This window comes from Streptomyces sp. NPDC001770 (genome assembly GCF_053596135.1).
In genome coordinates, this window is record NZ_JBSFFN010000001.1 from 373,598 (window position 1) to 396,282 (window position 22,685).

At 72.2% G+C, this 22,685-nt stretch carries 22 protein-coding genes; 14 read left to right on the plus strand and 8 right to left on the minus strand.

Features of this window, described 5'->3' with window-relative positions:
- Nucleotides 1-90: 90 nt before the first annotated feature.
- The 5 genes from ACWCSV_RS01615 to ACWCSV_RS01635 form a co-directional block, all read right to left on the minus strand.
- Nucleotides 91-1,152, minus strand: a complete 1,062-nt coding sequence (locus ACWCSV_RS01615) for a 2-oxoacid:ferredoxin oxidoreductase subunit beta (RefSeq protein WP_451137858.1) — start codon at nt 1,150-1,152, stop codon at nt 91-93.
- The gene (locus ACWCSV_RS01620; protein WP_451137859.1) at nt 1,145-3,091 is read right to left on the minus strand and encodes a 2-oxoacid:acceptor oxidoreductase subunit alpha; all 1,947 of its coding nucleotides are present in this window, start codon (nt 3,089-3,091) and stop codon (nt 1,145-1,147) included. Before ACWCSV_RS01620 ends, ACWCSV_RS01615 begins: the two co-directional genes overlap by 8 nt.
- Before the next feature lie 333 nt (nt 3,092-3,424).
- Nucleotides 3,425-4,084: a response regulator gene (locus ACWCSV_RS01625; protein ID WP_451137976.1), complete on the minus strand. Its 660-nt coding sequence runs from the start codon at nt 4,082-4,084 to the stop codon at nt 3,425-3,427.
- Between the two features lie 543 nt (nt 4,085-4,627).
- Entirely contained in the window at nt 4,628-6,040 is a 1,413-nt protein-coding gene (locus ACWCSV_RS01630) for a sensor histidine kinase (protein ID WP_451137860.1), read from the minus strand.
- Nucleotides 6,041-6,322: 282 nt separating this feature from the next.
- Nucleotides 6,323-7,540: a sensor histidine kinase gene (locus ACWCSV_RS01635; protein WP_451137861.1), complete on the minus strand. Its 1,218-nt coding sequence runs from the start codon at nt 7,538-7,540 to the stop codon at nt 6,323-6,325.
- A 228-nt stretch (nt 7,541-7,768) separates the two neighbouring features.
- Between ACWCSV_RS01635 and ACWCSV_RS01640 the strand changes: the two genes are divergently transcribed.
- From ACWCSV_RS01640 to ACWCSV_RS01705, 14 genes are all read left to right on the plus strand, one after another.
- Nucleotides 7,769-8,179: an NADH-quinone oxidoreductase subunit A gene (locus tag ACWCSV_RS01640; RefSeq protein ID WP_451137862.1), complete on the plus strand. Its 411-nt coding sequence runs from the start codon at nt 7,769-7,771 to the stop codon at nt 8,177-8,179.
- Nucleotides 8,170-8,835: an NADH-quinone oxidoreductase subunit B gene (locus ACWCSV_RS01645; protein ID WP_451137863.1), complete on the plus strand. Its 666-nt coding sequence runs from the start codon at nt 8,170-8,172 to the stop codon at nt 8,833-8,835. Before ACWCSV_RS01640 ends, ACWCSV_RS01645 begins: the two co-directional genes overlap by 10 nt.
- Nucleotides 8,832-10,142, plus strand: a complete 1,311-nt coding sequence (locus tag ACWCSV_RS01650) for an NADH-quinone oxidoreductase subunit C (RefSeq protein WP_451137864.1) — start codon at nt 8,832-8,834, stop codon at nt 10,140-10,142. Before ACWCSV_RS01645 ends, ACWCSV_RS01650 begins: the two co-directional genes overlap by 4 nt.
- The gene (locus tag ACWCSV_RS01655; RefSeq protein WP_451137865.1) at nt 10,139-11,107 is read left to right on the plus strand and encodes a complex I subunit 1/NuoH family protein; all 969 of its coding nucleotides are present in this window, start codon (nt 10,139-10,141) and stop codon (nt 11,105-11,107) included. The genes ACWCSV_RS01650 and ACWCSV_RS01655 overlap by 4 nt, the downstream gene beginning before the upstream one ends.
- Nucleotides 11,107-11,709, plus strand: a complete 603-nt coding sequence (locus ACWCSV_RS01660; RefSeq protein ID WP_451137866.1) for a NuoI/complex I 23 kDa subunit family protein — start codon at nt 11,107-11,109, stop codon at nt 11,707-11,709. Before ACWCSV_RS01655 ends, ACWCSV_RS01660 begins: the two co-directional genes overlap by 1 nt.
- A complete protein-coding gene (locus ACWCSV_RS01665) occupies nt 11,709-12,470 on the plus strand; it encodes an NADH-quinone oxidoreductase subunit J family protein (protein WP_451137867.1) in 762 nt (253 codons plus the stop codon). Before ACWCSV_RS01660 ends, ACWCSV_RS01665 begins: the two co-directional genes overlap by 1 nt.
- Entirely contained in the window at nt 12,470-12,889 is a 420-nt protein-coding gene (gene nuoK, locus ACWCSV_RS01670) for an NADH-quinone oxidoreductase subunit NuoK (RefSeq protein WP_451137868.1), read from the plus strand. Before ACWCSV_RS01665 ends, nuoK begins: the two co-directional genes overlap by 1 nt.
- Nucleotides 12,886-14,886 (plus strand): NADH-quinone oxidoreductase subunit 5 family protein, encoded by a 2,001-nt coding sequence (locus tag ACWCSV_RS01675; RefSeq protein ID WP_451137869.1) that lies wholly within the window; start codon nt 12,886-12,888, stop codon nt 14,884-14,886. Before nuoK ends, ACWCSV_RS01675 begins: the two co-directional genes overlap by 4 nt.
- 27 nt (nt 14,887-14,913) lie before the next feature.
- On the plus strand, nt 14,914-16,569 hold the full coding sequence (locus ACWCSV_RS01680) for a complex I subunit 4 family protein (protein WP_451137977.1): 1,656 nt from the start codon (nt 14,914-14,916) through the stop codon (nt 16,567-16,569).
- 74 nt (nt 16,570-16,643) lie between these two features.
- The gene (locus ACWCSV_RS01685; RefSeq protein WP_451137978.1) at nt 16,644-18,194 is read left to right on the plus strand and encodes an NADH-quinone oxidoreductase subunit N; all 1,551 of its coding nucleotides are present in this window, start codon (nt 16,644-16,646) and stop codon (nt 18,192-18,194) included.
- A gap of 170 nt (nt 18,195-18,364) precedes the next feature.
- Nucleotides 18,365-18,862, plus strand: coding sequence for a large conductance mechanosensitive channel protein MscL (locus tag ACWCSV_RS01690; RefSeq protein WP_451137870.1), 498 nt, complete (start codon nt 18,365-18,367; stop codon nt 18,860-18,862).
- A gap of 224 nt (nt 18,863-19,086) precedes the next feature.
- Nucleotides 19,087-19,950: a zinc metalloprotease HtpX gene (gene htpX, locus ACWCSV_RS01695; RefSeq protein WP_451137871.1), complete on the plus strand. Its 864-nt coding sequence runs from the start codon at nt 19,087-19,089 to the stop codon at nt 19,948-19,950.
- Nucleotides 19,947-20,339, plus strand: coding sequence for a YccF domain-containing protein (locus tag ACWCSV_RS01700; RefSeq protein ID WP_451137872.1), 393 nt, complete (start codon nt 19,947-19,949; stop codon nt 20,337-20,339). The genes htpX and ACWCSV_RS01700 overlap by 4 nt, the downstream gene beginning before the upstream one ends.
- 98 nt (nt 20,340-20,437) lie before the next feature.
- The gene (locus ACWCSV_RS01705; protein ID WP_327176228.1) at nt 20,438-20,710 is read left to right on the plus strand and encodes a GlsB/YeaQ/YmgE family stress response membrane protein; all 273 of its coding nucleotides are present in this window, start codon (nt 20,438-20,440) and stop codon (nt 20,708-20,710) included.
- A 27-nt stretch (nt 20,711-20,737) separates the two neighbouring features.
- Here the strand turns inward: ACWCSV_RS01705 and ACWCSV_RS01710 are convergent, their stop codons facing one another.
- The 3 genes from ACWCSV_RS01710 to ACWCSV_RS01720 form a co-directional block, all read right to left on the minus strand.
- Nucleotides 20,738-21,403 carry an alpha-ketoglutarate-dependent dioxygenase AlkB family protein gene (locus ACWCSV_RS01710; protein ID WP_451137873.1) on the minus strand — a complete coding sequence of 222 codons (666 nt, stop codon included), beginning with the start codon at nt 21,401-21,403 and terminating at the stop codon, nt 20,738-20,740.
- Nucleotides 21,404-21,405: 2 nt separating this feature from the next.
- Nucleotides 21,406-21,960, minus strand: coding sequence for a methylated-DNA--[protein]-cysteine S-methyltransferase (locus ACWCSV_RS01715; protein WP_451137874.1), 555 nt, complete (start codon nt 21,958-21,960; stop codon nt 21,406-21,408).
- 225 nt (nt 21,961-22,185) lie between these two features.
- Nucleotides 22,186-22,674 (minus strand): YajQ family cyclic di-GMP-binding protein, encoded by a 489-nt coding sequence (locus ACWCSV_RS01720; protein ID WP_275493775.1) that lies wholly within the window; start codon nt 22,672-22,674, stop codon nt 22,186-22,188.
- Nucleotides 22,675-22,685 lie beyond the last annotated feature (11 nt).

Sequence of the window (22,685 nt, forward strand, 5' to 3'; positions counted from 1 at the left end):
CCGGAAACGACGGAGCCCGGGTCCCCCTGCCGTGGTGAACGGTCAGGAGGACCCGGGCTCGCGCGCCGGGCGCGGTGTGGGTGCCGGTGCTCAGCCGACGACCGTCCAGGTGTCCTTGCCCGCGAGGAGCGCGGCCAGGTCGCCCTTGCCCTGCTGTTCGACGGCGGTGTCCAGCTGCTGGGACATCAGCGTGTCGTAGACCGGGCGTTCGACGCTGCGCAGGACTCCGATCGGGGTGTGGTGGAGGGTGTCGGGCTCGGCGAGGCGGGAGAGGGCGAACGCGGTGGTCGGGGAGTCGGCGTGGGCGTCGTGGACCAGGACGCGGGAGCGGTTCTCCTCGGTGACCGCGACGACCTGGAGATCGCCGGTCGACGGGTCGCGGACGACGCCCTTCGAGCCGTCCGTGCCGAAGAGGATCGGCTGCCCGTGTTCGAGGCGGATGACCGCTTCCTGGGCGCGTTCCTTGTCCTTGAGGGCCTCGAAGGCGCCGTCGTTGAAGATGTTGCAGTTCTGGTAGATCTCGACCAGTGCCGTGCCGGGGTGGTCGGCCGCCGCCCGCAGCACGCCGGTGAGGTGCTTGCGGTCGGAGTCCACCGTCCGCGCCACGAACGAGGCCTCCGCCCCGAGCGCCAGGGACACCGGGTTGAACGGGGCGTCCAGGGAACCCATCGGCGTCGACTTGGTGATCTTGCCCATCTCGGAGGTGGGGGAGTACTGCCCCTTGGTCAGTCCGTAGATCCGGTTGTTGAACAGCAGGATTTTCAGATTGACGTTCCGGCGCAGGGCGTGGATGAGGTGGTTGCCGCCGATGGAGAGGGCGTCGCCGTCACCGGTGACGACCCACACCGACAGATCCCGCCGCGAGGTGGCGAGGCCCGTGGCGATGGACGGGGCGCGGCCGTGGATGGAGTGCATCCCGTAGGTGTTCATGTAATACGGGAAGCGGGAGGAGCAGCCGATGCCGGAGACGAAGACGATGTTCTCCTTGGCGAGCCCGAGCTCGGGCATGAAGCCCTGCACCGCGGCGAGCACGGCGTAGTCGCCGCAGCCGGGACACCAGCGGACTTCCTGGTCGGACTTGAAGTCCTTCATCGTCTGCGGCGTCTCGGCCTTGGGGACGAGCTTGAGGAGGGGGTGGGCGGTGTCAGCCATCGATGGCCTCCTTCAGGGCGGTGGCGAGCTGTTCGGCCTTGAAGGGCATGCCGTTGACCTGGTTGTAGGAGTGGGCGTCGACGAGGTACCTGGCGCGGATCAGGGTGGCGAGCTGGCCGAGGTTCATCTCGGGCACGACGACCTTCTCGTACCGCTGGAGGATCTCGCCGAGGTTGCGCGGGAACGGGTTGAGGTGGCGCAGGTGGGCCTGGGCGATCGTGTCGCCGGCCGCGCGGAGCCTCCGTACGGCGGCGGTGATGGGCCCGTAGGTCGAACCCCAGCCCAGGACGAGGGTGGTGGCGCCGGCGGGGTCGTCCACCTCCAGGTCCGGGACCGCGATGTTGTCGATCTTCGCCTGACGGGTGCGGACCATGAAGTCGTGGTTGGCCGGGTCGTAGGAGATGTTCCCGGTACCGTCCTGCTTCTCGATCCCGCCGATCCGGTGCTCCAGACCCGGTGTCCCCGGCACCGCCCACGGACGGGCCAGCGTCTCGGGGTCGCGCTTGTACGGCCAGAACGCCTCGGTGCCGTCGGCGAGCGTGTGGTTCGGGGTGGTGGCGAAGGTGACCTGGAGGTCGGGGAGCTGTTCCGGGTCCGGGATACGCCAGGGCTCCGAGCCGTTGGCGAGGTACCCGTCGGAGAGCAGGAAGACCGGGGTGCGGTAGGTCAGGGCGATCCGGGCGGCTTCCAGGGCGGCATCGAAGCAGTCCGCCGGGGTCTTCGGTGCGACCACCGGGACGGGGGCCTCGCCGTTGCGGCCGTACATCGCCTGGAGCAGGTCGGCCTGCTCGGTCTTGGTGGGCAGCCCGGTGGACGGGCCGCCGCGCTGGATGTCCACGATCAGCAGCGGCAGTTCGAGCGAGACGGCCAGCCCGATGGTCTCCGACTTCAGCGCCACCCCGGGCCCGGAGGTCGTCGTCACCCCCAGGGACCCGCCGAACGCGGCGCCCAGCGCCGCCCCGATCCCGGCGATCTCGTCCTCGGCCTGGAAGGTCCGCACACCGAAGTTCTTGTGCCTGGACAGCTCGTGCAGGATGTCGGAGGCCGGAGTGATCGGGTACGAGCCGAGGTAGAGCGGCAGCCCGGCCTGCCGGGACGCCGCGATCAGCCCGTAACTGAGGGCCAGGTTGCCCGAGATGTTGCGGTACGTACCCGTCGGGAACGCCTTCGAGGCCGGCGCGACCTCGTAGGAGACCGCGAAGTCCTCGGTCGTCTCACCGAAGTTCCACCCGGCCCGGAACGCGGCCACGTTCGCCTCCGCGATCTGCGGCTTCTTCGCGAACTTCTGCCGCAGGAACGTCTCCGTCCCCTCCGTCGGCCGGTGGTACATCCACGACAGCAGGCCCAGCGCGAACATGTTCTTGCTCCGCTCGGCCTCCTTCCGGGAGAGCCCGAAGTCCTTCAGGGCCTCGATCGTCAGCGTGGTCAGCGGCACCGGGTGGACGTTGAACGCCTCCAGCGAACCGTCCTCCAGCGGGGAGGTGGCGTAACCGACCTTCGCCATCGGGCGCTTGGTGAACTCGTCCGTGTTGACGATGACCTCGGCCCCGCGCGGGACGTCCCCGATGTTGGCCCGCAGGGCCGCCGGGTTCATCGCGACCAGGACGTTCGGCGCGTCGCCGGGCGTGAGGATGTCGTGGTCCGCGAAGTGCAGCTGGAAGGACGAGACCCCGGGCAGCGTCCCCGCGGGCGCCCTGATCTCGGCCGGGAAGTTCGGCAGGGTCGACAGGTCATTGCCGAACGACGCCGTCTCCGAGGTGAAACGGTCGCCCGTCAACTGCATACCGTCGCCGGAATCCCCGGCGAATCGAATGATGACTCGATCCAGTCGACGGATTTCTTTCACGCCGACCTCCGCATTCGTCGCGCGGGGAGCACGTTGCTCCCCCACGACAGCCTCGTCGGTCGTATCGGCCTGGCTACTGACCTGGCTGGTCACTGAACTGGACCTCCCTTGGGCGGCGGCTGCGGAACAGCCGGCCCGCCGGCGGTCCCGTGGCCCACACTACGTCGGTAAGGGGCGCCTTCCTCCGTCGATCATATGGGGGACATCGGGAAGGGAGGCCGGTTCGCTCCGATTTTCCTGCCGAATCCAGCCTTCCGTGGCAGGTCGGAGGACTCATGCGTTCTCGTCCTTTCGACGTAGGCCGCACATTTCCGCTCCGGGGAGGATTGATCGCGCCGACAACCGTTCAAGAATGCGCGGTGTCCGGAATTCGGAGGGGTCGGATCGCGGCCCGGGCAGGCGGTGTCCCTGCTCGGACCCGCCGGACTACGAGTTCAGGTACGTCAGCACCGCGAGTACCCGACGGTGGTCGCCGTCGCTCGGCGCGAGGCCGAGCTTGAGGAAGATGTTGCTGACGTGCTTCTCCACCGCTCCGTCGCTCACCACGAGCTGCTTGGCCACCGCGGAGTTCGTCCGCCCCTCCGCCATCAGGCCGAGGACCTCCCGCTCGCGCGGCGTCAGCCCCGCCAGCACGTCCTGCTTGCGGCTCCGGCCCAGCAGCTGCGCCACCACCTCCGGGTCCAGCGCGGTCCCGCCCCCGGCCACCCGCACCACGGCGTCCACGAAGTCCCGTACGTCGGCGACCCGGTCCTTCAGCAGATAGCCCACCCCGCGCGTGCTGCCGGCCAGCAGCTCGGTCGCGTACCGCTCCTCCACGTACTGCGACAGCACCAGCACCCCGACGCCCGGGTGGTCCTTGCGCAGCCGCACCGCGGCCCGGACGCCCTCGTCGGTGTGGGTCGGCGGCATCCGTACGTCCGCGACCACCACGTCCGGCAGCTCCTGCCGTGCGTGGAGCTCCGTCAGGAGCGCGAGCAGCGCCTCCGCGTCCCCCACCCCGGCGACGACCTCGTGCCCGAGATCGGTGAGCAGCCGGGTCAGGCCCTCCCGCAACAGCACCGAATCCTCGGCGATGACTACTCGCACCTTGTTCTCCACGCCGCCGCTTCCCCCACCGCTGTCGTCGTCCCGCGCCGGTCGCCCGGCGCTTTCTCTTCCGTCTCCAGCATCCCAGCCCTGGGGTGGTGCGGGGGGAACGGGGTCGGGTCCTTTCCCGCAGGGGAACGGGTGTACGTCAACAGCGCGTGCGGTGCGTTCGTCCGTGGGTGAGAAGGGGCTGATGGGAAAGGGTGCGGGGGGCGGGTCGGTGGATTGCTGTCGCGCGGGGTTCCGGTGCCGTCATCCATGTATTTGTATGGGCCATTTTTTGGGTGTCCGTGATTTCGATGCCTGCCGGTCCCGGCGTTTTCGGTGCTTTGGGGGTGTTCGCCGGACTCGGGCCGGCGGAGGGAAATGCGGAAATTCTGATCATGTGAATGCGAGAGGCCGGTCGTCGGGAAAGGGGCGGGGTACGGAGGTGCGCGTACGGGGCGCCGGGCACGCGGTTCACCGCCAGTGCCCCGTACGGGAGCCGCCAGTGCCCCGTACCGGAGCCTCCGTACCCGCGTGGACCCTCGCGGGCGCCTCCGGTCAGTCCCGCCACGGGAGCCGGGCGGTCACCGTCGTCGGGCCGCCCGCCGGGGACTGCACGGTGAGGCTGCCGTCCACGGCCCGCAGCCGTTCGGCGAGGCCGGCCAGTCCGCCGCCGGCCGTCACGTCCGCTCCGCCCCGCCCGTCGTCGTCGACCCGGATCACCAGGTGGTCCGGGTGGTCCAGGCGGCTCGGGCGGTCGGACCGGTCGTGGCCCTTCTGCCGGTCGGCCGTCTGACGCACCGTGACCGAGGCCCGGGTGGCACCCGCGTGCCGGGTGACGTTGCGGAGCAGCTCGGAGACCGTGACGTACGCGAGGTTCTCGACCGCACGGGCCGGGCGGAGCGGCAGCTCCACGTCGACGGAGACCGGGACCGCGCAGCGGGAGGCGACAGAGGAGAGGGCGGCGTCCAGGCCCCGGTCGGTGAGGACCGCCGGATGGATGTCCCGGGCGAGGTCGCGGAGTTCCTGGAGGGCGACCTTCACCTCGCCGTGCGCCCCGTCGATCAGCCGCGCCGCCGTGTCCGGGTCCTCGGCGAGCCGCTCCTTCGCCAGCCCGAGCTCCATCGCGAGGGCGGAGAGCCTGGCCTGGGCGCCGTCGTGGAGTTCGCGTTCGATCCGCCGCAGGTCGGCCGCCGCCGTGTCCACGACCACGCCCCGGTCCGACTCCAGCTCCACCACGCGGGAGACCAGCCGGGAGGGCCCGAGGAGCCCGCCGACCATCACCCGGTCCACCGAGGCCAGCCCCCGGACGATCCACGGCGACACCAGCACGAGGACCAGCCCGGCACCGCAGGTCGCGGTCAGCTCGAAGGGCGAGTCCAGGTAGACCCGGTGCGAGGCGTCCCCGTACAGCTGGAGGCCGTCGACCCCCACGTACGCCGGGAAGACCCAGGCCCAGAGCGGGTACGTGAACATGCTCCACGCGGTCGTCACCACCGTCACCGAGACGGTGAACGCGAAGACCGCCCACGGGAAGTGCAGGAACCCGTAGAGCAGGTGGCGCCAGGAGGTGCCGCTGCGGAGCGCCGCGCCGGCCCACGAGAACACCCCGCCGGTACGGCCCCGAACCGGCTCGGGGCCGGTCACGTCGAGCCGCAGCAGGGCGCGGGCGCGCAGGCGTTCCAGGACGCCGAAGCCCCGGCACACCGCCAGGCCGGCCGCCAGCACCGGAATGCCGAGGAAGGTGACCATCAGGCCCGCGCCCAGCGAGACCGTGGTGACCACGACGGTGAAGAGCACGATGCTGATCGGCAGGCTCAGCAGGAGGTACAGCAGCTCCCGCCAGGTCCGCGACTCGACCGGCGCGCGGAGCACGGCCGGGAAGAAGTGCTTCTCGTCGGGGCGGTCCCAGGAGGCGGCGGAGCCACCGCCCCGCCCGTCCCGTGCGCCCGATCCGTATGCCGTGGTCATCGCTGCCGTCCGTTTCCGTTCTCCGGTGAGTCCGCGGGGGAGCCCGATGGGGGCCGTGCCTCACGTGCCGTTCTCGCGGGACCCGTGGTCACGGCCCGCGCACGGCTTTCCAGCCGAGGACTCCAGCCTCTTCCGTACGGGCGCTCCGCACCATGAGGGCGGTCTCCGTATCCGGTGGGGGGTTACCCCCACCCCGGCGTGCGCGCCGTGCGTACGGAGGAGGGCCGGAGCGCACGCGCCCCGGCCCTCCTCGCCGTTTCCGGCCTTCCGTCTCCGGTGGTGTCAGCCCGGTCCGGCCGCGCCGTCGCGCCACGGCAGCTCGGCGGTCACCGAGGTCGGGCCGCCCTCCGGCGACTCCACGACCAGCAGACCGTCCACCGCCCCCAGCCGCTCCGCCAGACCCGCCAGCCCCGTGCCGCCCCCGGTCCGCGCGCCACCCTGCCCGTCGTCCCGCACCTGGAGCATCAGCCGGTCGCCCGCGCGCCACACGTCCACGGCGGCCGAGCGCGCCCGGCTGTGCTTGCTGACGTTCTGGAGGAGCTCGGAGACGGTGAAGTAGGCGATGCCCTCGATCGCCTGGGCCGGACGGCCCGGCAGCTCGACGCCGACCGTGACGGGCACCGTGCACCGCGAGGCGATCGAGGAGAGCGCCGCGTCCAGGCCCCGGTCGGTGAGGACGGCGGGATGGATGCCCCGGGCGAGGTCACGGAGCTCCTGGAGGGCGACCTTCACCTCGCCGTGCGCCTCGTCGACCATCCGGGCGGCGGCCTCCGGGTCGTGGCTGAGCTTCTCCTTCGCCAGCCCGAGATCCATGGCGAGCGCCACCAGCCGGGCCTGGGCGCCGTCGTGCAGATCGCGTTCGATCCGCCGCAGGTCCGCCGCCGCCGTGTCCACCACCACGCCCCGGTCCGACTCCAGCTCGGCGATCCGCCGCTCCAGCTCGTCGGAGGGCGCCAGCAGCGTCCGCACCATCGCGCGGTCCAGGTTGGCGAGCGCCCGTGTCACATAGGGGAGTACGGGCCAGAGGACGAAGAGCCCCACCAGCGTCACGGTGAACGTCACCACGCCCCACGGCAGTCGGATGAACGAATACAGCAGCGTCCGCCAGCCGACCCGGTCGCCGAGACCCGCCCAGAGCCAGGCGAAGAAGCCCTTCTCGCGGCGGGCCCGGGCGATCGCGCCCGGCTCCCCGACATGGACCCCGAGCAGGGCGCGGGCCCGGGCCCGCTCGAACCGGCCCAGCCCGCGCGAACCCTGGATGCCGAGCGCGAGCAGCGGCAGCCCGATCACCGTGACGGAGAGCCCGGCACCGACACTGACCAGCACGATCGCGTAGACGAAGCCGATGATCGTGGTCGGCAGGTTCGCCAGCAGATGGGCGATCTCCTTCCACGTCCATACGTCGAGGGCGAGGCGCGGCCGGGGCGGCCGGGGGCCGTCCGGCTCGGAGACGCTCTCGGCAGGGCTCTCGGCGGGGGGCTCGGAGGGGCTCGTCGTCATGCGTCCCAGCCTGCCGGTCCGACCCCCGCGCACGCCATGGGGCTCGTGGGTGCGAAGAAGTGGGGATAACCCCACCCCGCCCCGTCCCCGCCGCGCACCCCTGCCCCGCGTCCTGCCGCGCCCCCGGTCCGTCCCCGCCCGGGACGCGGCTGCTTACCGTCTCTTTAACAGGGCCTAGACTCCCGTGCGTACAGATCGTCGAACGGTTCGAGGGAGCGAGGAACGGACGTGGCGGACGTACCGGAACTGCCGGAGCCGGCCGTTCTCGCGTCGGATTACTTCCACAGCTACTCGGTGGTCGGACTGCTCGCCCTCGTCGGCGTGCTCTTCGTCGCCGCCGCCTTCGGGGCGGGACGCCTGCTCAGGCCCGTGGTGCCGACGCCCGAGAAACTCCTCACCTACGAGTGCGGCGTGGACCCCGTGGGCGAGGGCTGGGCGCACACCCAGGTCCGCTACTACGTCTACGCCTTCCTCTACGTGATCTTCGCCGTCGACTCGGTCTTCCTCTTCCCCTGGGCGACCGTGTTCGCCGCGCCCGGATTCGGCGCGACCACCCTGGTGGAAATGTTCGTCTTCCTCGGCTTCCTCGCCGTGGGACTGCTCTACGCATGGAAGAAGGGCGTCCTCACATGGGCGTGACGAGCCGGCCGACCCCCGAGCCGCAGCCCGCGACCGGAACGCAGGAGGCGGTGAGCGGCCCCGGGCCGGTCCCGCTGCCGGAGCCCAAACGGCTCGGCGTACTGTCCCGCCTCGCGCCGGAACCGATGAAGGTGGTCCTGAACTGGGGCCGCCGCTACAGCCTCTGGGTCTTCAACTTCGGCCTGGCCTGCTGCGCCATCGAGTTCATCGCCGCCTCGATGTCCCGGCACGACTTCATGCGGCTCGGCGTGATCCCCTTCGCCCCCGGCCCGCGCCAGGCCGACCTGATGGTCGTCTCCGGCACGGTGACGGACAAGATGGCCCCGGCCGTGAAGCGGCTGTACGAGCAGATGCCCGAGCCGAAGTACGTGATCTCCTTCGGCGCCTGCTCCAACTGCGGCGGCCCGTACTGGGACTCGTACTCCGTCACGAAGGGCGTCGACCAGATCATCCCCGTCGACGTGTACGTACCCGGCTGCCCGCCCCGGCCCGAGGCGCTGCTCCAAGGCATCCTCAAGCTCCAGGACCGCATCGCCCGCGAGTCCCTGGCGGAGCGTTACGCGACGAACCCCGCCGCCCGGCCCTCGACCGCCGCGCTGACCAGCGGGCTCGTCGCCGCCCCGGCCGCCGCTCCGGCCGAGCGGGAGACGCAGTGACCGCCCCCGAGAGCCCCGCGCGCCTCCACGACCGGCTGCTCGACGCCGACGCGACCGCCGCCGCCGAGGCCGTCACCGGGCTCTTCGGCGAGGGCGCGACCGCCGCGTACGCGTACGACCTGCTCACCGTGGACGTACCCGCCGACACCTGGACCGCCGCGCTGGAGACCGCGCGCGACCGGCTCGGCTGCACCTACTTCGACTGGCTGAGCGCCGTCGACGAACCGGGCACCGGCTTCCAGGTCGGCGCCCACGTGGCCGCGCTCTCCACGGGTACGGTCCGGCGGCTGCTGGTCCGTACGACCGTCCCGCACGAGACGGCCGTGCTGCCCAGCGCGATCGCCGTCTACGCGGGCGCCGCCTGGCACGAGCGCGAGACCCACGAGATGTTCGGCATCCGCTTCGACGGCCACCCGCACCTGGTGCCCCTGCTGCTGCCCGAGGGTTTCGAGGGCCACCCGCTGCGCAAGGACTTCGTCCTCGCGGCCCGGGTCGCCAAGGCCTGGCCCGGCGCCAAGGAGCCCGGCGAGTCCGAGCACGGCGGGCCCAAGCGCCGCACCATGCTCCCGCCGGGCGTACCCGACCCGAACGAGTGGGGCCCGCTCAGGGGCCAGCTGCCCCCCGCCCCGGCCCGCCCCGCGCGGGGCGCCCGCGCCGGCGCAGCCGCTGCCGGGGAGCGACCGGTACGCCGCGCCCGCAGCGTCACCGAGGGCTCGGCGGGACAGCGCACCACGCCCGCACCGCCGACCGGACCCCCGGCCGGACCCGACACCCCGGCCCCGGCCCCGGAGGCCCCGGCGCCGGACACGGCTCCCGGCACGGCCCCGGACGCGGCGACGCCGGCCGAGGGCGCGCCGGCCGCACGCCCCGCGCGCAGGTCCCGCAGCGTCTCGGCCGGTTCCGCCGGCCAGCGAGCGGAGAGCACCCCGGACGGTACGGAGACCCCCGCGACGGACACGGCGGCCTCCGGCCCGACCGGTCCGGCGACGGACTCCGGCACCTCGGAGAGCCCGGCTCCCCGCCGGACGGCCGGAAGCGCCGACGCCCCCTGGCACCACGCCCGCCCGGCGTTCGACGACGGGACGGGCGCGGGGAAGCGCGAGCCGGAGGCTGAGGCCAGGCCCGAGCCGGAACCCGAGCCCGAGGCGAAGCCCGAGGCGGAACCCCCGTCCGCAGAGCCCGCAGAGCCCGCAGAGCGTGCCGAGCCCGCAGAGCCCGCAGAGCGTGCCGAGCCCGAAAGTCCCGACGTGACCCCCGACGTGCCCGAAGACCCCGATCACCGTTCCTCCGGAGGCGATACCGCGTGAACGACGTACTCGACGTCGCCCTCCGGCTCCTCATCGTCTTCGTCGTCTTCCTGGTCTTCCCGCTCGTCGTCGGCCAGACCGAGCACAAGGTGATGGCGCACATGCAGGGCCGCCTCGGCCCCATGTACGCGGGCGGGTTCCACGGCTGGGCGCAGCTCGTCGCGGACGGGGTCAAGTTCGCGCAGAAGGAGGACGTGGTCCCGGCCGACGCCGACCGCCGCGTCTTCCAGCTCGCGCCCGCCGTGGCGCTGCTGCCGTACCTCCTGGTGGTGCTCGCCATCCCGGTCGGGCCCCAGGAGGGCGCGGTCGGCCAGGCCGTCGACGCGGGGATCTTCTTCGTCCTCGCGGTCATGGGGATCGGCGTCCTGGGCTCGTTGATGGCCGGGTGGGCCTCCGCCAACAAGTTCTCGCTGCTCGGTGGGCTCCGTACCGCCGCCCAGCTCCTCGCGTACGAGCTGCCGATGCTGCTCGCCGCCGCCTCCGTGGCGATGGCGGCAGGGACGGTGTCGCTGCCCGGGATCGTGGACGCGTTCGAATGGTGGTGGCTGCCCTGGCAGATCACCGGCGGCCTGATCTTCTTCGTCGCCGGGCTCGCCGAACTCCAGCGGCCCCCCTTCGACATGCCCGTGGCCGACTCGGAGATCATCTTCGGCGCGTACACCGAATACACCGGACTGCGCTTCGCGCTCTTCCTGCTCGCCGAGTACGCCGGGATCGTCGTCCTGTGCGGCCTGACCACCGTGCTCTTCCTCGGCGGCTGGCACAGTCCGTTCGGCGGGGAGAGCCTCGGCTGGCTCTGGACCCTGGTGAAGACGGCGATCCTCGCGTTCGTCGTCATCTGGCTGCGGGTCACCTTCCCGCGCCTGCGCGAGGACCAGCTCCAGAAGCTCGCCTGGACCACACTCATCCCGCTCGCCCTCGCGCAGATCGCGCTCACCGGCATCGTGAAGGTGGCGATCAACTAGTGCCTCCGATCCCCGGCTCCGGCCTGGCCAAGGGTCTTGCCGTCACCCTGCGGACCATGACCAGGCGGACGGTCACCGCGCAGTACCCGGACGCGCAGCCCGAACTCCCGCCGCGCTCCCGGGGCGTCATCGGGCTGTTCGAGGAGAACTGCACGGTCTGCATGCTCTGCGCCCGCGAGTGCCCCGACTGGTGCATCTACATCGACTCGCACAAGGAGACGAGCCCGCCCGCCGCCCCCGGCGGACGCGAGCGCTCCCGCAACGTCCTCGACCGCTTCGCCATCGACTTCTCCCTCTGCATGTACTGCGGTATCTGCATCGAGGTCTGCCCCTTCGACGCCCTCTTCTGGTCGCCGGAGTTCGAGTACGCCGAGACGGACATCCGCGACCTCACCCACGAGCGCGACAAGCTCCGCGACTGGATGTGGACCGTGCCGGAGCCGCCCGCGCTCGACCCCGGCGCGGAGGAGCCGAAGGAGATCGCCGCCGCCCGCAAGACTGCGGAGAAGCTCGAAGCCCAGCGCGCCCAGGAGGCCCAGCGCCTCCAGCAGGAACAGGCGGATCAGGCAGGACAGCAGCACGACCAGGAGGGCCAGGCGTGATGCCCGCACTCGCCGCGAGCGCGGCGGCCCACCCCGGTTTCCTCTCCCCGTCCGGCGTCGAGATCGCGTTCGTCCTGGTCGGCCTGGTCACCCTCGGAGCGGCTCTCGTCTCCGTCACCACCCGTCAGCTGGTGCACGCGGCGCTCTGGCTCGTCGTCACGCTCGGCGGCCTGGCGGTCGAGTACCTCCTGCTCACGGCGGAGTTCATCGCCTGGGTCCAGGTGCTCATCTACGTCGGCTCCGTCGTGGTCCTCCTCCTCTTCGGCCTGATGCTCACCCGAGCCCCGATCGGGCGGTCGCCGGACGCCGACTCGGAGAACCGGTGGGTCGCGCTCGGCGTGGCCGCCGCCGCTGCGGCGGCCCTCGTCTGGGTCGTCGTGGACGCCTTCCGCACCACCTGGATCGGGCTCGACGGACCCGCCCAGGGCTCCACCGCCGCCACCGGAACCTTCCTCTTCCGCCACTGGGTGCTGCCGTTCGAGGCGCTCTCCGTGCTGCTGCTCGCCGCCCTGGTGGGAGCGATCGTGCTGTCCCGCCGGGACCCCGAGACGCGCGGCGCCCTCCCCGGCGCCCGCGGCGAGCCCGGACGCGGCGAGCCCGGCAGCCGTACGCCCGGCAGCCGTAGGCCCGGAAGCCGTAAGCCGGGAAGCGGCGAGCCCGACCGCCGCGCGCCCGCCGCCACCGGACGGGCCCGTGCCGGGGGCGAGGCCGGATCCACCGGCCCGTCCGCCCCCGACGCCCGGGAAGAAGGGACGAGCTGATGCACCTCGCCTATCCCGCCGTGCTCGCCGTCCTCCTCTTCTGCGTGGGCGTCTACGGCGTACTCGCCCGCCGCAACGCGATCCTGGTCCTGATGTCCGTCGAGCTGATGCTCAACGCCGTCAACCTCAACCTGGTCGCCTTCGACGTCTGGCTGCGCGACGCGTTCCACGCCGGCCAGGCCCTCACCCTCTTCACCATCGCCATCGCCGCGGCCGAGATCGGCATCGGCCTGGCGATCGTGCTCGCCGTGTACCGCAACCGCGGCTCCTCCGACATCGACCGGCTCCGCGACACCGCCGAGACCGACGCCGCCGAGGCCCTCCCCGACGAGTGGACCGGCGACGGCGAACCCCCCGGCGCCACCGAAGACCCGGCCGCCCCGGCGGGGAAGGCAAGGAAGACAGAGGCCACCGCGTGACCACCACGACCCTCGCCGTCCTCGTCCCCCTGCTGCCCTTCCTGGGGGCCGCCGGCGGGCTGCTGCTCGGCCGCACCGCCCCCGGGTTCGTCCGGCCGCTCGCCGTCCTCCCGGTGCTCGCCGCGGCCGTGCTCGCCGTGGTCGTCGCCGTCGGCCAGGGCGGCGGCCGGGCCATCGACGCCGCGACCCGGCTGACGCCCACCGGCTCGGTGCCGATCGACCTCGCCCTCCACCTGGACGGCTTCGCGGTGCTCGTCGCCGTGCTCGTCGGGCTCGTCGCGACCTGCGTACAGGTCTACTCGCTCGCGTACCTCCGCGACGACCCCCGCTACCCCTCCTACGCGGCGCTCGTCTCCCTCTTCACCTCCGCGATGCTGCTCGTCGTCTACTCCGGCGACCTGATGGTGCTGCTGGTCGGCTGGGAGGTCATGGGCATCTGCTCGTACTTCCTCGTCGGCCACTACTGGGAGACGCCCGAGGCACGCGCCGCCTCCCTCAAGGCGTTCCTGGTCACCAAGCTCGGCGACGTCCCGTTCCTGATCGGCCTCTTCGCGCTCGCCGCCGACACCGGCACCTTCCGCATCACCGGCATCCTCGGCGCGGTCGCGGGCGGCGGCCTCGACCACCCCACCCTCATCGCGCTGCTGCTGCTCGCGGGGGTGGCGGGCAAGTCCGCGCAGTTCCCGCTGCACACCTGGCTGCCCGACGCGATGGCAGGCCCGACCCCCGTCTCCGCGCTGATCCACGCCGCGACGATGGTGGCCGCGGGGATCTACTTCGTGGCGCGGCTGCTGCCCGTGTTCGCCGCCTCCGGCGCCGCCCTCGTCGTCCTCTCCGTGATGGCCGCCCTCACGATGGTCGGTTCCGGGCTGGCCGCGCTGGCGCAGGACGACATCAAACGCGTCCTCGCCTACTCGACCCTCGGCCAGCTCGGCTACATGGCCGGGGCGCTGGCCGTCGGCGACCGGGGGGCCGCCGTCTTCCACCTCCTGTCGCACGGTGCCTTCAAGGCCGTCCTCTTCCTCGCCGCCGGGGTCGTCATCCACGCCACCGGCACCAACTCGCTCGCCGCCATGTCCCGCATGGGCGGCCTGGCCAAGCGCATCCCCGACGCCTACTGGACGATGACCGTCGCCCTGCTGGCGCTGGCCGCCATCCCGCCGTTCGCCGGCTTCTTCTCCAAGGAAGCCGTCCTCGTCGCCGCCGAGCACACCGCCCTCGGCGACCGCCACGTCGCCCCGGCCGCCGCCGGCTGGACGATCCTGATCGCCGGACTGCTGGCCGCCGTACTCACCGCCGGGTACGCCATGCGGCTCTGGCTGCTCACCTTCCGGGGCCGCGGCCCCGCCGTGCCGGACCACGGCAGGCAGCCCGCCGCGATGACCACGGTGCTCTGGGTACTGGCCGTGCCCACCCTCGGCTTCGGCCTGACCGTCGGGGTGATCGGCGACTGGTTCGACGGACACCGCCTCACCCCGACGCTGACCACCGCCGTCCTCTCCACGGGCGTCGGACTCATCGGCGGACTCGTCACCTACGCGGCGTGGCGGCACACCACCGCGCACGCCGCGCTCCACCCCCTCGGCGCCGTCACGGCGCACCCGCGGGTCGAACCCGCCCTGGTGGAGGCCGAGGCCATCAGCGCCCACGCCGCGGTCTACGGCGACATCGCGGACGCCGCCGACCCGGCCGACCCCGGACGCCTGCTGCTCGGACCCCTGCACGCCTCCGCGGCCGCCGGCTTCCACCTGGACGCCCTGTACTCACGGCTGTTCGTACGCCCCGTGCTCTCCGCCGCCCGCCTCGTCCGCTTCCTGGACCGCGAGGTCGTCGACACGTACGTACGCGGCTCGGGCACCACCGCACGGCTGCTCGGCACCGCCGTCCGCCGCGCCCAGACCGGCAACGCGCAGACCTACGTCTCCGCCCTGCTCGCCGGGTCGCTCGTCCTGACGATCGCCGTCGTCGTCTATGCCAACGTCAACGCCGGGGCGTGAACCGTGATCGATATCAGCCCGTCCGTGATGCAGGCCCTTCTGGCGCTGGCCGTCGTCGGCCCGCTGGTGGGCGCCGTCGCCGCCCTGCTCCCCGCCCCGCCCGGACTGAAGGGCCGCGACCCCGACCAGGCCGTGCTCCGCCACGGCGTGACCGTGACCGGCGCGATCCTCCTCGTCACCCTGGTGCTGGCGGCCGGCTTCGACCGCGGCCACGCGTCGACGATGCAGGCCACCACCGACATCGGCTGGATCCCGGCGCTGGACGTCCGCATCCACCTCGGCATCGACGGCATCTCCCTCCCCCTGGTCGTGCTCACCGCGCTCCTGACCTTCCTGTGCGCGCTGTACAGCTACTTCAAGATGCCCGCGGGCCCGTCCCCGAAGGCCTTCGTCGCCCTGATCCTGCTGCTGGAGTCCGGCACGCTGGCGACCTTCGCCGTGCTGGACCTGCTGCTCTTCTTCCTCGCCTTCGAGATGGTCCTCATCCCGATGTACTTCCTCATCGCCCGCTGGGGCGGCGAGGGCAAGCAGGCCGCGGCCTCGAAATTCGTCCTCTACACGGTGCTGGGCTCCGTGGTCATGCTGCTCGGACTGCTGCTCGTGGGACTGAGCGGCGGCACCTTCGACATGGTGGCACTCGCCACCGACCACGGCCGCGGCCTCTCCACGTCCGTGCAGGTCGTCGCCGTTCTGGCGATCGGCATCGGGCTCGCGGTGAAGACCCCGATGTGGCCGCTGCACAGCTGGCTCCCCGACGCGCACACCGCCGCCCCCACGGTCGGCTCGGTGCTGCTGGCGGGCGTGATGCTGAAGATGGGCACGTACGGATTCGTCCGCGTGCTCCTGCCGGTCGCCCCCGAGGGCATGCACACCTTCGCGCCGTACCTCGGCGCCCTCGCGGTCGCCGGGATCGTCTACGGATCGCTCGCCTGCCTCGCCCTCGCCCGCCCGGGCGCCAAGGGCGACCTCAAGCGCCTGATCGCGTACTCCTCCGTCGGCCACATGGGCTTCGTCCTCCTCGGCATCGCCTCCATGACCCCCACCGGCGTCAACGGCGCGCTCTTCGCCAACATCGCCCACGGCCTCATCACCGGCCTGCTGTTCTTCCTCGTCGGCGCGGTGAAGGACCGTCACGGCACCGCCGACCTGGACACCCTCGCCGGAGCCACCGGCGCCGCCCTCTACGGCCGTGCGCCCCGCCTCGGCGCCCTGCTCGCCTTCGCCGCCGTGGCCTCCCTCGGGCTCCCCGGCCTCGCCGGATTCTGGGGCGAGATGCTCACCCTGTTCGGCGCGTTCGACCCGGCCGGGGGCCTCAGCCGCCCCGCGTTCTGGACGTTCACGGCGATCGGCGCGTTCGGCACCCTGCTCACCGCCGCATACATGCTCGTCGTGGTCCGCCGCGTCTGCATGGGCGAACCGCCCGCCCGCCCGAGCGGCGGCACCGGCCTCGGCACCACGCCGCGGGAGCCCGCGGCCTCCACGGGCACCACGGCGACCGCGGTGGCCACGGTCACCGCCGACGAGGCGGCCGCCACCGCGGAGATCGCCGACGTCCGCCCGTACGAGTTCGCCGCCTGGACCCCGCTCGTCGCCCTCACCGTCCTCGCCGGACTCTGGCCCGCCGTCCTCCTGGGACTCACCGACCCGGCCGTGCAGAAGCTCCTCGCAGGAGGCAAGTCGTGATCACGGACCTCGTGACCGCCGCCGTCGGAGCGGCCCCGGGCCCCACCACGACGGGCCCGGCCGGAGCACAGGGGGTGGAGTCGGCCGCCGGCCTCGTCCAGTCCATCGACTGGCTCGCCGTCGCACCCCCGCTCGTCGTCGCGGTGCTGGCCCTCGCCGTCCTCGTCGCCGACCTCTTCCTCGCCGAGCGCCACAAGCCGCTCCTCGGGTACGCCACCGTCGCCGGGCTCGTCGTCGCCCTTGCCTTTCTGGTCCCCCTGCTGGGCGGCCACCTCTCCACCTTCTGCGTCGACGTCACCACCCCCGGCACGGGACGGGCGTGCAGTTACACGGCCGACGGCTTCGCCCTCGTGATCCAGGCCCTGGTCCTCGTCGGGGCGCTGCTCACCGCGCTGCTCTCGCTCGACGACACCCGGAAACTACCCGCGGGCGAGTTCTGGTTCCTGCTGCTCTCCTCGACCGCCGGCGCGGCGCTGCTGCCCGCCTCCCGCGACCTGATCACCCTCGTCGTCGCCCTGGAAGTCGCCTCGCTCCCCGCCTTCGCCCTCGTCGGCATCAAGCGCGGCGACCGCCGCTCCTCGGAGGCGGCCCTCAAGTTCTTCCTGTCGTCGGTCACCGCGACCGCCGTGATGCTCCTCGGCGTCAGCTTCGTGTACGCGGCCGCCGGCACCACCCATCTCACCGAGCTGTCCGACGTGCTCGACGACGTACCCGCCCGGTTCACCACCCTCGCGGCGACGGGCGTGGCGCTCACCCTCGTCGGCTTCGCCTTCAAGACCGCCGCGGCGCCCTTCCACTTCTGGGTCCCCGACACCTACGTCGGCGCCCCGCTGCCGATCGCCGCGTACCTCTCCGTCGTCGGCAAGGCGGTCGGCTTCTCGGGACTGATCCTGGTCACCGTGCTCGCCTTCCCGGCCTACTCCGACGTCTGGGGACCGGCCCTCGCCGTCCTCGCCGCGCTCACCATGACCGTCGGAAACGTCGCGGCCCTCCGCCAGGACCCCGCCCGCTCCCGCAGCGCCGTACGCCTGCTCGCCTGGTCCTCCGTCGGCCAGGCCGGCTACCTCCTGGTGCCGGTCGCCGCAGGCGCGTACACCAGTGATCTCCAGGCGGGCTCCACCGTCGCGTACGCCCTGATGTACGCCGTCGTGAACCTCGGCGCCTTCGCGGTCGCCGCGCTCGTCGCCCGTACGAGCCCCGGCAACCGCCTCACCGACTACCGGAACCTCTACGCCCGCAGCCCGCTGACCGCCCTGGCGCTGGCCTTCTTCCTGCTCTGCCTGGCCGGGCTGCCGCCGGGCATCATCGGTCTCTTCGCCAAGGTCACCGTCTTCCGGTCCGCCGTCGACGCGGGCCTGGGCTGGCTCGCCGTCGTGATGGCCGTCAACGTGGTGATCGCCCTCGCCTACTACCTCCGGTGGACGGCGCTGCTCTTCCGGGGGACGGAAGCGGTCCCGAGCCCGGCGGAGGCCGCCCCGGCCGCGGCCCCGCTGGTCACGGAGGGCCGTACGGCCACCGCCCCGGCCCCCCTCGTCGCCGCGCTCGTCCTCACCACCGTCGCCGCGCTCGCCCTCTCCGGGGCGCCGCAGCTCGTTCTGAGGTTCGCCGACGGAACGCTTTTCTGACGGTTCCCGGACCGCCGTCCCTGCCCTCACCTCAGCGGTTTGCCCCGGCGGGCCGGGACAGGGCAGGGTCTCCGTGCAGGCATCACGCACCGGGCGCCGGGCGAAGACCGCGGCGCGAAGAGCGCGACGAGCGCGACGAGCGCGACGAGCGGAACGAGGGAGACAGCGCAGTGCTGAACGGATTCAAGGACTTCATCCTGCGGGGCAACGTCATCTCCATGGCGATCGGCCTCGCCGTGGGAGCGGCCTTCACCGCCGTCGTCACCGGATTCAGCAACGCCTTCATCGTGCCGCTCATCGGCGTCATCACCCGGGGCACCGGCGACTTCAACAAGGCGTCGTTCGACGTCGAGGGCGTCACCTTCCCCTACGGCCTGTTCATCGCCGCCGCCATCGCCTTCGTCATCACCGCCGCCGTGCTCTACTTCTGCGTCGTCGTCCCCATGCAGAAGGTCCAGGACCGCTTCACCGCGAAGAAGGCCGACGAGCCCGCCGACATCAAGGCGGCCCTGCGCGACTGCCCGCGCTGCTACACCGCCATCCCGGCCATCGCCTCGCGCTGCGGCCACTGCACCAGTGAGGTCGAGCCCGACCCGGCCGCCGTGGCGCTCGCCGAGCAGCTCACCGGGAAGCCCGCGGGGTCCCAGAAGCTCCCCGCCCAGCGCTGACGGCCCTCCGGAGCCCGCGGACGGCCCCGCGGCCACCCGTACGGCTCACCCGGGGCCTTCCCGCCCCTCCGCCCCCGTACAGCCGCACCGGACCCGCCCTCCGGGCCCCGTGCACAAGGGAACTAGCTCACCTCGCCTGGCGTTGACCAGAGCGGGAAGCTCCACTGAGAAGTGGACCCCTAACGAGCAAGGGTTCCCCTGCTGCACCACTTGGAGGGCGTACCGTGCACCGCCGGCACAACGGGCTCAAGACCGCCGTACTCCTCGGCGGTCTGTCCGCACTGATCATCGTCATCGGCAGCTTCTTCGGGCGTACGGGCCTGATCGTCGCGCTCCTCGTGGCGGTCGCCACCAACGCCTACGCCTACTGGAACAGCGACAAGCTGGCCCTGCGGGCGATGCGGGCGCGGCCCGTCAGCGAGTTCGAGGCCCCCACGATCTACCGCATCGTGCGCGAGCTCTCGACCGCCGCCCGCCAGCCGATGCCCCGGCTCTACATCTCGCCCACCCAGGCGCCCAACGCCTTCGCCACCGGCCGCAACCCGCGCAACGCCGCCGTCTGCTGCACCGACGGCATCCTCCAGATCCTGGACGAGCGCGAGCTGCGCGGGGTCCTCGGCCACGAGCTGAGCCATGTCTACAACCGCGACATCCTGATCTCCTCCGTCGCCGGAGCACTCGCCTCCGTCGTGATGTTCCTGGTCAACTTCGCCTGGCTGATCCCGGCCGGCCGCTCCAGCGACGACGAGGGGCCCGGCATCTTCGGCCTGCTCCTCGTGATGATCCTGGGCCCGCTCGCCGCCTCCGTCATCCAGCTCGCCGTGAGCCGCTCCCGCGAGTACGAGGCCGACGCCTCCGGAGCCCAGCTCACCGGGGACCCGCTCGCCCTGGCGAGCGCCCTGGCCAAACTCGACGCGGGCACCAAGCGGCTCCCGCTGCCGCCGGAGCCGCGCATCGAGACCGCGAGTCACATGATGATCGCGAACCCGTTCCGGCCCGGCCAGGGCGTGTCCAAGATGTTCTCCACGCATCCGCCGATGGCGGAGCGCATCGCCCGACTAGAGAAGATGGCAGGTCATCGACCGTGAAGACGATCCTGAACGTCATTTGGCTGGTCCTGTGCGGCTTCTGGATGTGCCTCGGCTACCTCGCCGCCGGTCTCGTCCTCTGCATCACGATCATCGGCATCCCCTTCGGCGTGGCCGCGTTCCGCATCGGCCTCTACGCCCTCTGGCCCTTCGGCTACATGGTGGTCGACCGCCGCGACGCGGGCGGCGCCTCCTGCGTCGGCAACGTCCTCTGGCTGGTCCTCGCCGGCTGGTGGCTGGCGCTCGGCCACATCGTCACCGGCGTCGCGCTCTTCGTCACCATCATCGGCATCCCGCTGGCCATCGCGAACTTCAAGCTGATCCCGGTGTCGCTGATGCCGTTCGGCAAGGAGGTCGTCCCCACCGACCAGCCCTTCGCGGCCCGGTAGCGGAACCTGCCGGTGCGACGATCCTGCCTTCCGGGGCAACCGATCCGCCCCCGCGCGCGTCCCTGATTCCGTCACCACGAAAGGGGTAGGCGGGTCACATGGGCATCATCGCGTGGATCATCCTCGGGCTTGTCGCCGGAGTCATAGCCAAGGTTCTGCTGCCGGGACGCGATCCCGGCGGCATCATCATCACGACCCTCATCGGGATCGCCGGGGCGTTCGTCGGGGGCTGGCTCTCCGCGAAGTTCCTCGACCGTCCCATCAACGACGACTTCTTCGACCTCGCGACCTGGGTGGCCGCCATCGCGGGCTCCCTGGTGCTGCTCATCGTCTACCGGCTGCTCTTCGGCAACTCACGCGAACGCCGCTGACCCGCACGCCGCTGACCCGCCCGCCGGTCACCGGTCGTCGAGACCGGTCTCCCGCAGCGTCAGGTTGAGACGGCCGGCCCGCATCCCCGTGTCCGGGCAGGCCGTCCCCGGGTACACCTTCGGTACCCCGTGGAACGCGAACCGCGACGGGCCGCCGAACACGAAGAGATCACCGGACTCCAGCTCCACGTCCGTCCAGGGCCGCCCCCGGTCCTCCGTGTTGCCGAACCGGAAGACGCACGTGTCGCCGATGCTGAGCGACACCACCGGGGCCACGGAGAGCTCCTCCCGGTCCTGGTGCATGCCCATCCGGGCCGTGGCGTCGTAGAAGTTCACCAGCCCCGCGTCCGGCGCGTACGCCCGGCCCGCGGCCTCGTCCTCGTACGCCTCGGCCACCGCCTCCCGGCCCAGCTCCGCCAGCCACCCGGGGAAGTCCGCCACCCGGGCGCCGTTCACGTCGTCGGCGGTCCGGACGTACCGGTACGGCCGCCAGTGCCACCCCAGGCACACCGTCCGCACCGACATCACCCCGCCGCCCGGCAGCTCCGTGTGCCGCAGCGGCACCGGCCCCCGCGCCCACTCCCGGCAGGCCACCACCAGCTCCCGCTGCCGCTCCGCCGACAGCCACCCCGGCACGTGCACCGCCCCGGGAGCGATGGTCCGCCGCTCCCTCGGGAACAGCCCCGCCGGCACGGTCAGTCCCGCCCGGCCACGCGTACCGCCGGGCTTTCCGCCGTACCCCGCCCCGTCGCCCGGCCGTCGGCCCAGGCGCCCTCGAACGTCAGCAGCCGCTCCTTGCGCTCCGGTCCGCCCGCGTACCCCCGCAGCGAACCGTCCGCGCCGATCACCCGGTGGCACGGCCGCACCACCAGCAGCGGATTGCGCCCGATCGCGGTGCCCACGGCCCGAACCCCGGCCCCCGCGACGCCGACCCGCTCCGCCACCCAGCCGTACGACACCGTCCCGCCGTACGGGATCTCCTCCAGAGCCCCCCAGACCCGCCGCTGGAACTCCGTCCCCGCCCCCGGCGCGAGAGGCAGCTCGAAACGCGTCAGCCGCCCCGCGAAGTACGCCGAGAGCTGTGCCCGGACCTCCGCGAAGGCCTCCGGCGTCTCCCGCCACCCCGCCAGGACGACCGCCCCGCCCTTCTGCTCCGGTACGGACACGGAGAGCAGGCCCCCGGACCCCTCGTCGCCGACCAGCAGCAACTCGCCCAGCGGGCTGTCGAACCTCGTGTACACCGTGCCCATCGACCGTCATCCCTCTCGCGCGCGACCCGGTCCCGGGGTGGTCCCGGCAGTGGCCCCGTACCTACGAGTCTGCGGCACCGGCGCACGGTCCGGCTGGCGGAAATCCGACATCAGGCATCCGGCGCACGCGCCCCGCGTCCGGACACGCGTCACGGCGGTGCCGGGAACGACACCGCCGTGGGGAATCCCGGAGCGTGCGCGGGGGTACGGGCTACAGCCCGTCCGTCACCGGTAGTTGACGTACTGCAGGGCGAAGTCGAAGTCCTTGCCCTTGAGCAGCGCCTGGACGGCCTGGAGGTCGTCGCGGCTCTTCGAGCTGACCCGCAGCTCGTCGCCCTGGACCTGCGCCTTGACGCCCTTGGGGCCCTCGTCGCGGATGACCTTGGCGACCTTCTTGGCGTTCTCCTGGGAGATGCCTTCCTCGATGGTGGCGAAGATCTTGTACTCCTTGCCGGAGAGCTGCGGCTCGCCCGCGTCCAGCGACTTCAGCGAGATCCCGCGCTTGATCAGCTTGGTCTCGAAGATGTCGAGGATCGCCTTGACGCGCTCCTCGCCGTTCGCCTCCATCAGGATCTTCTCGCCGGACCAGGCGATCGACGCGCCGGTGCCCTTGAAGTCGTAGCGCTGGGAGATCTCCTTGGCGGCCTGGTTGAGGGCGTTGTCGACCTCCTGCCGCTCGACCTTCGAGACGATGTCGAAACTGGAGTCGGCCATGACGTGTGGCT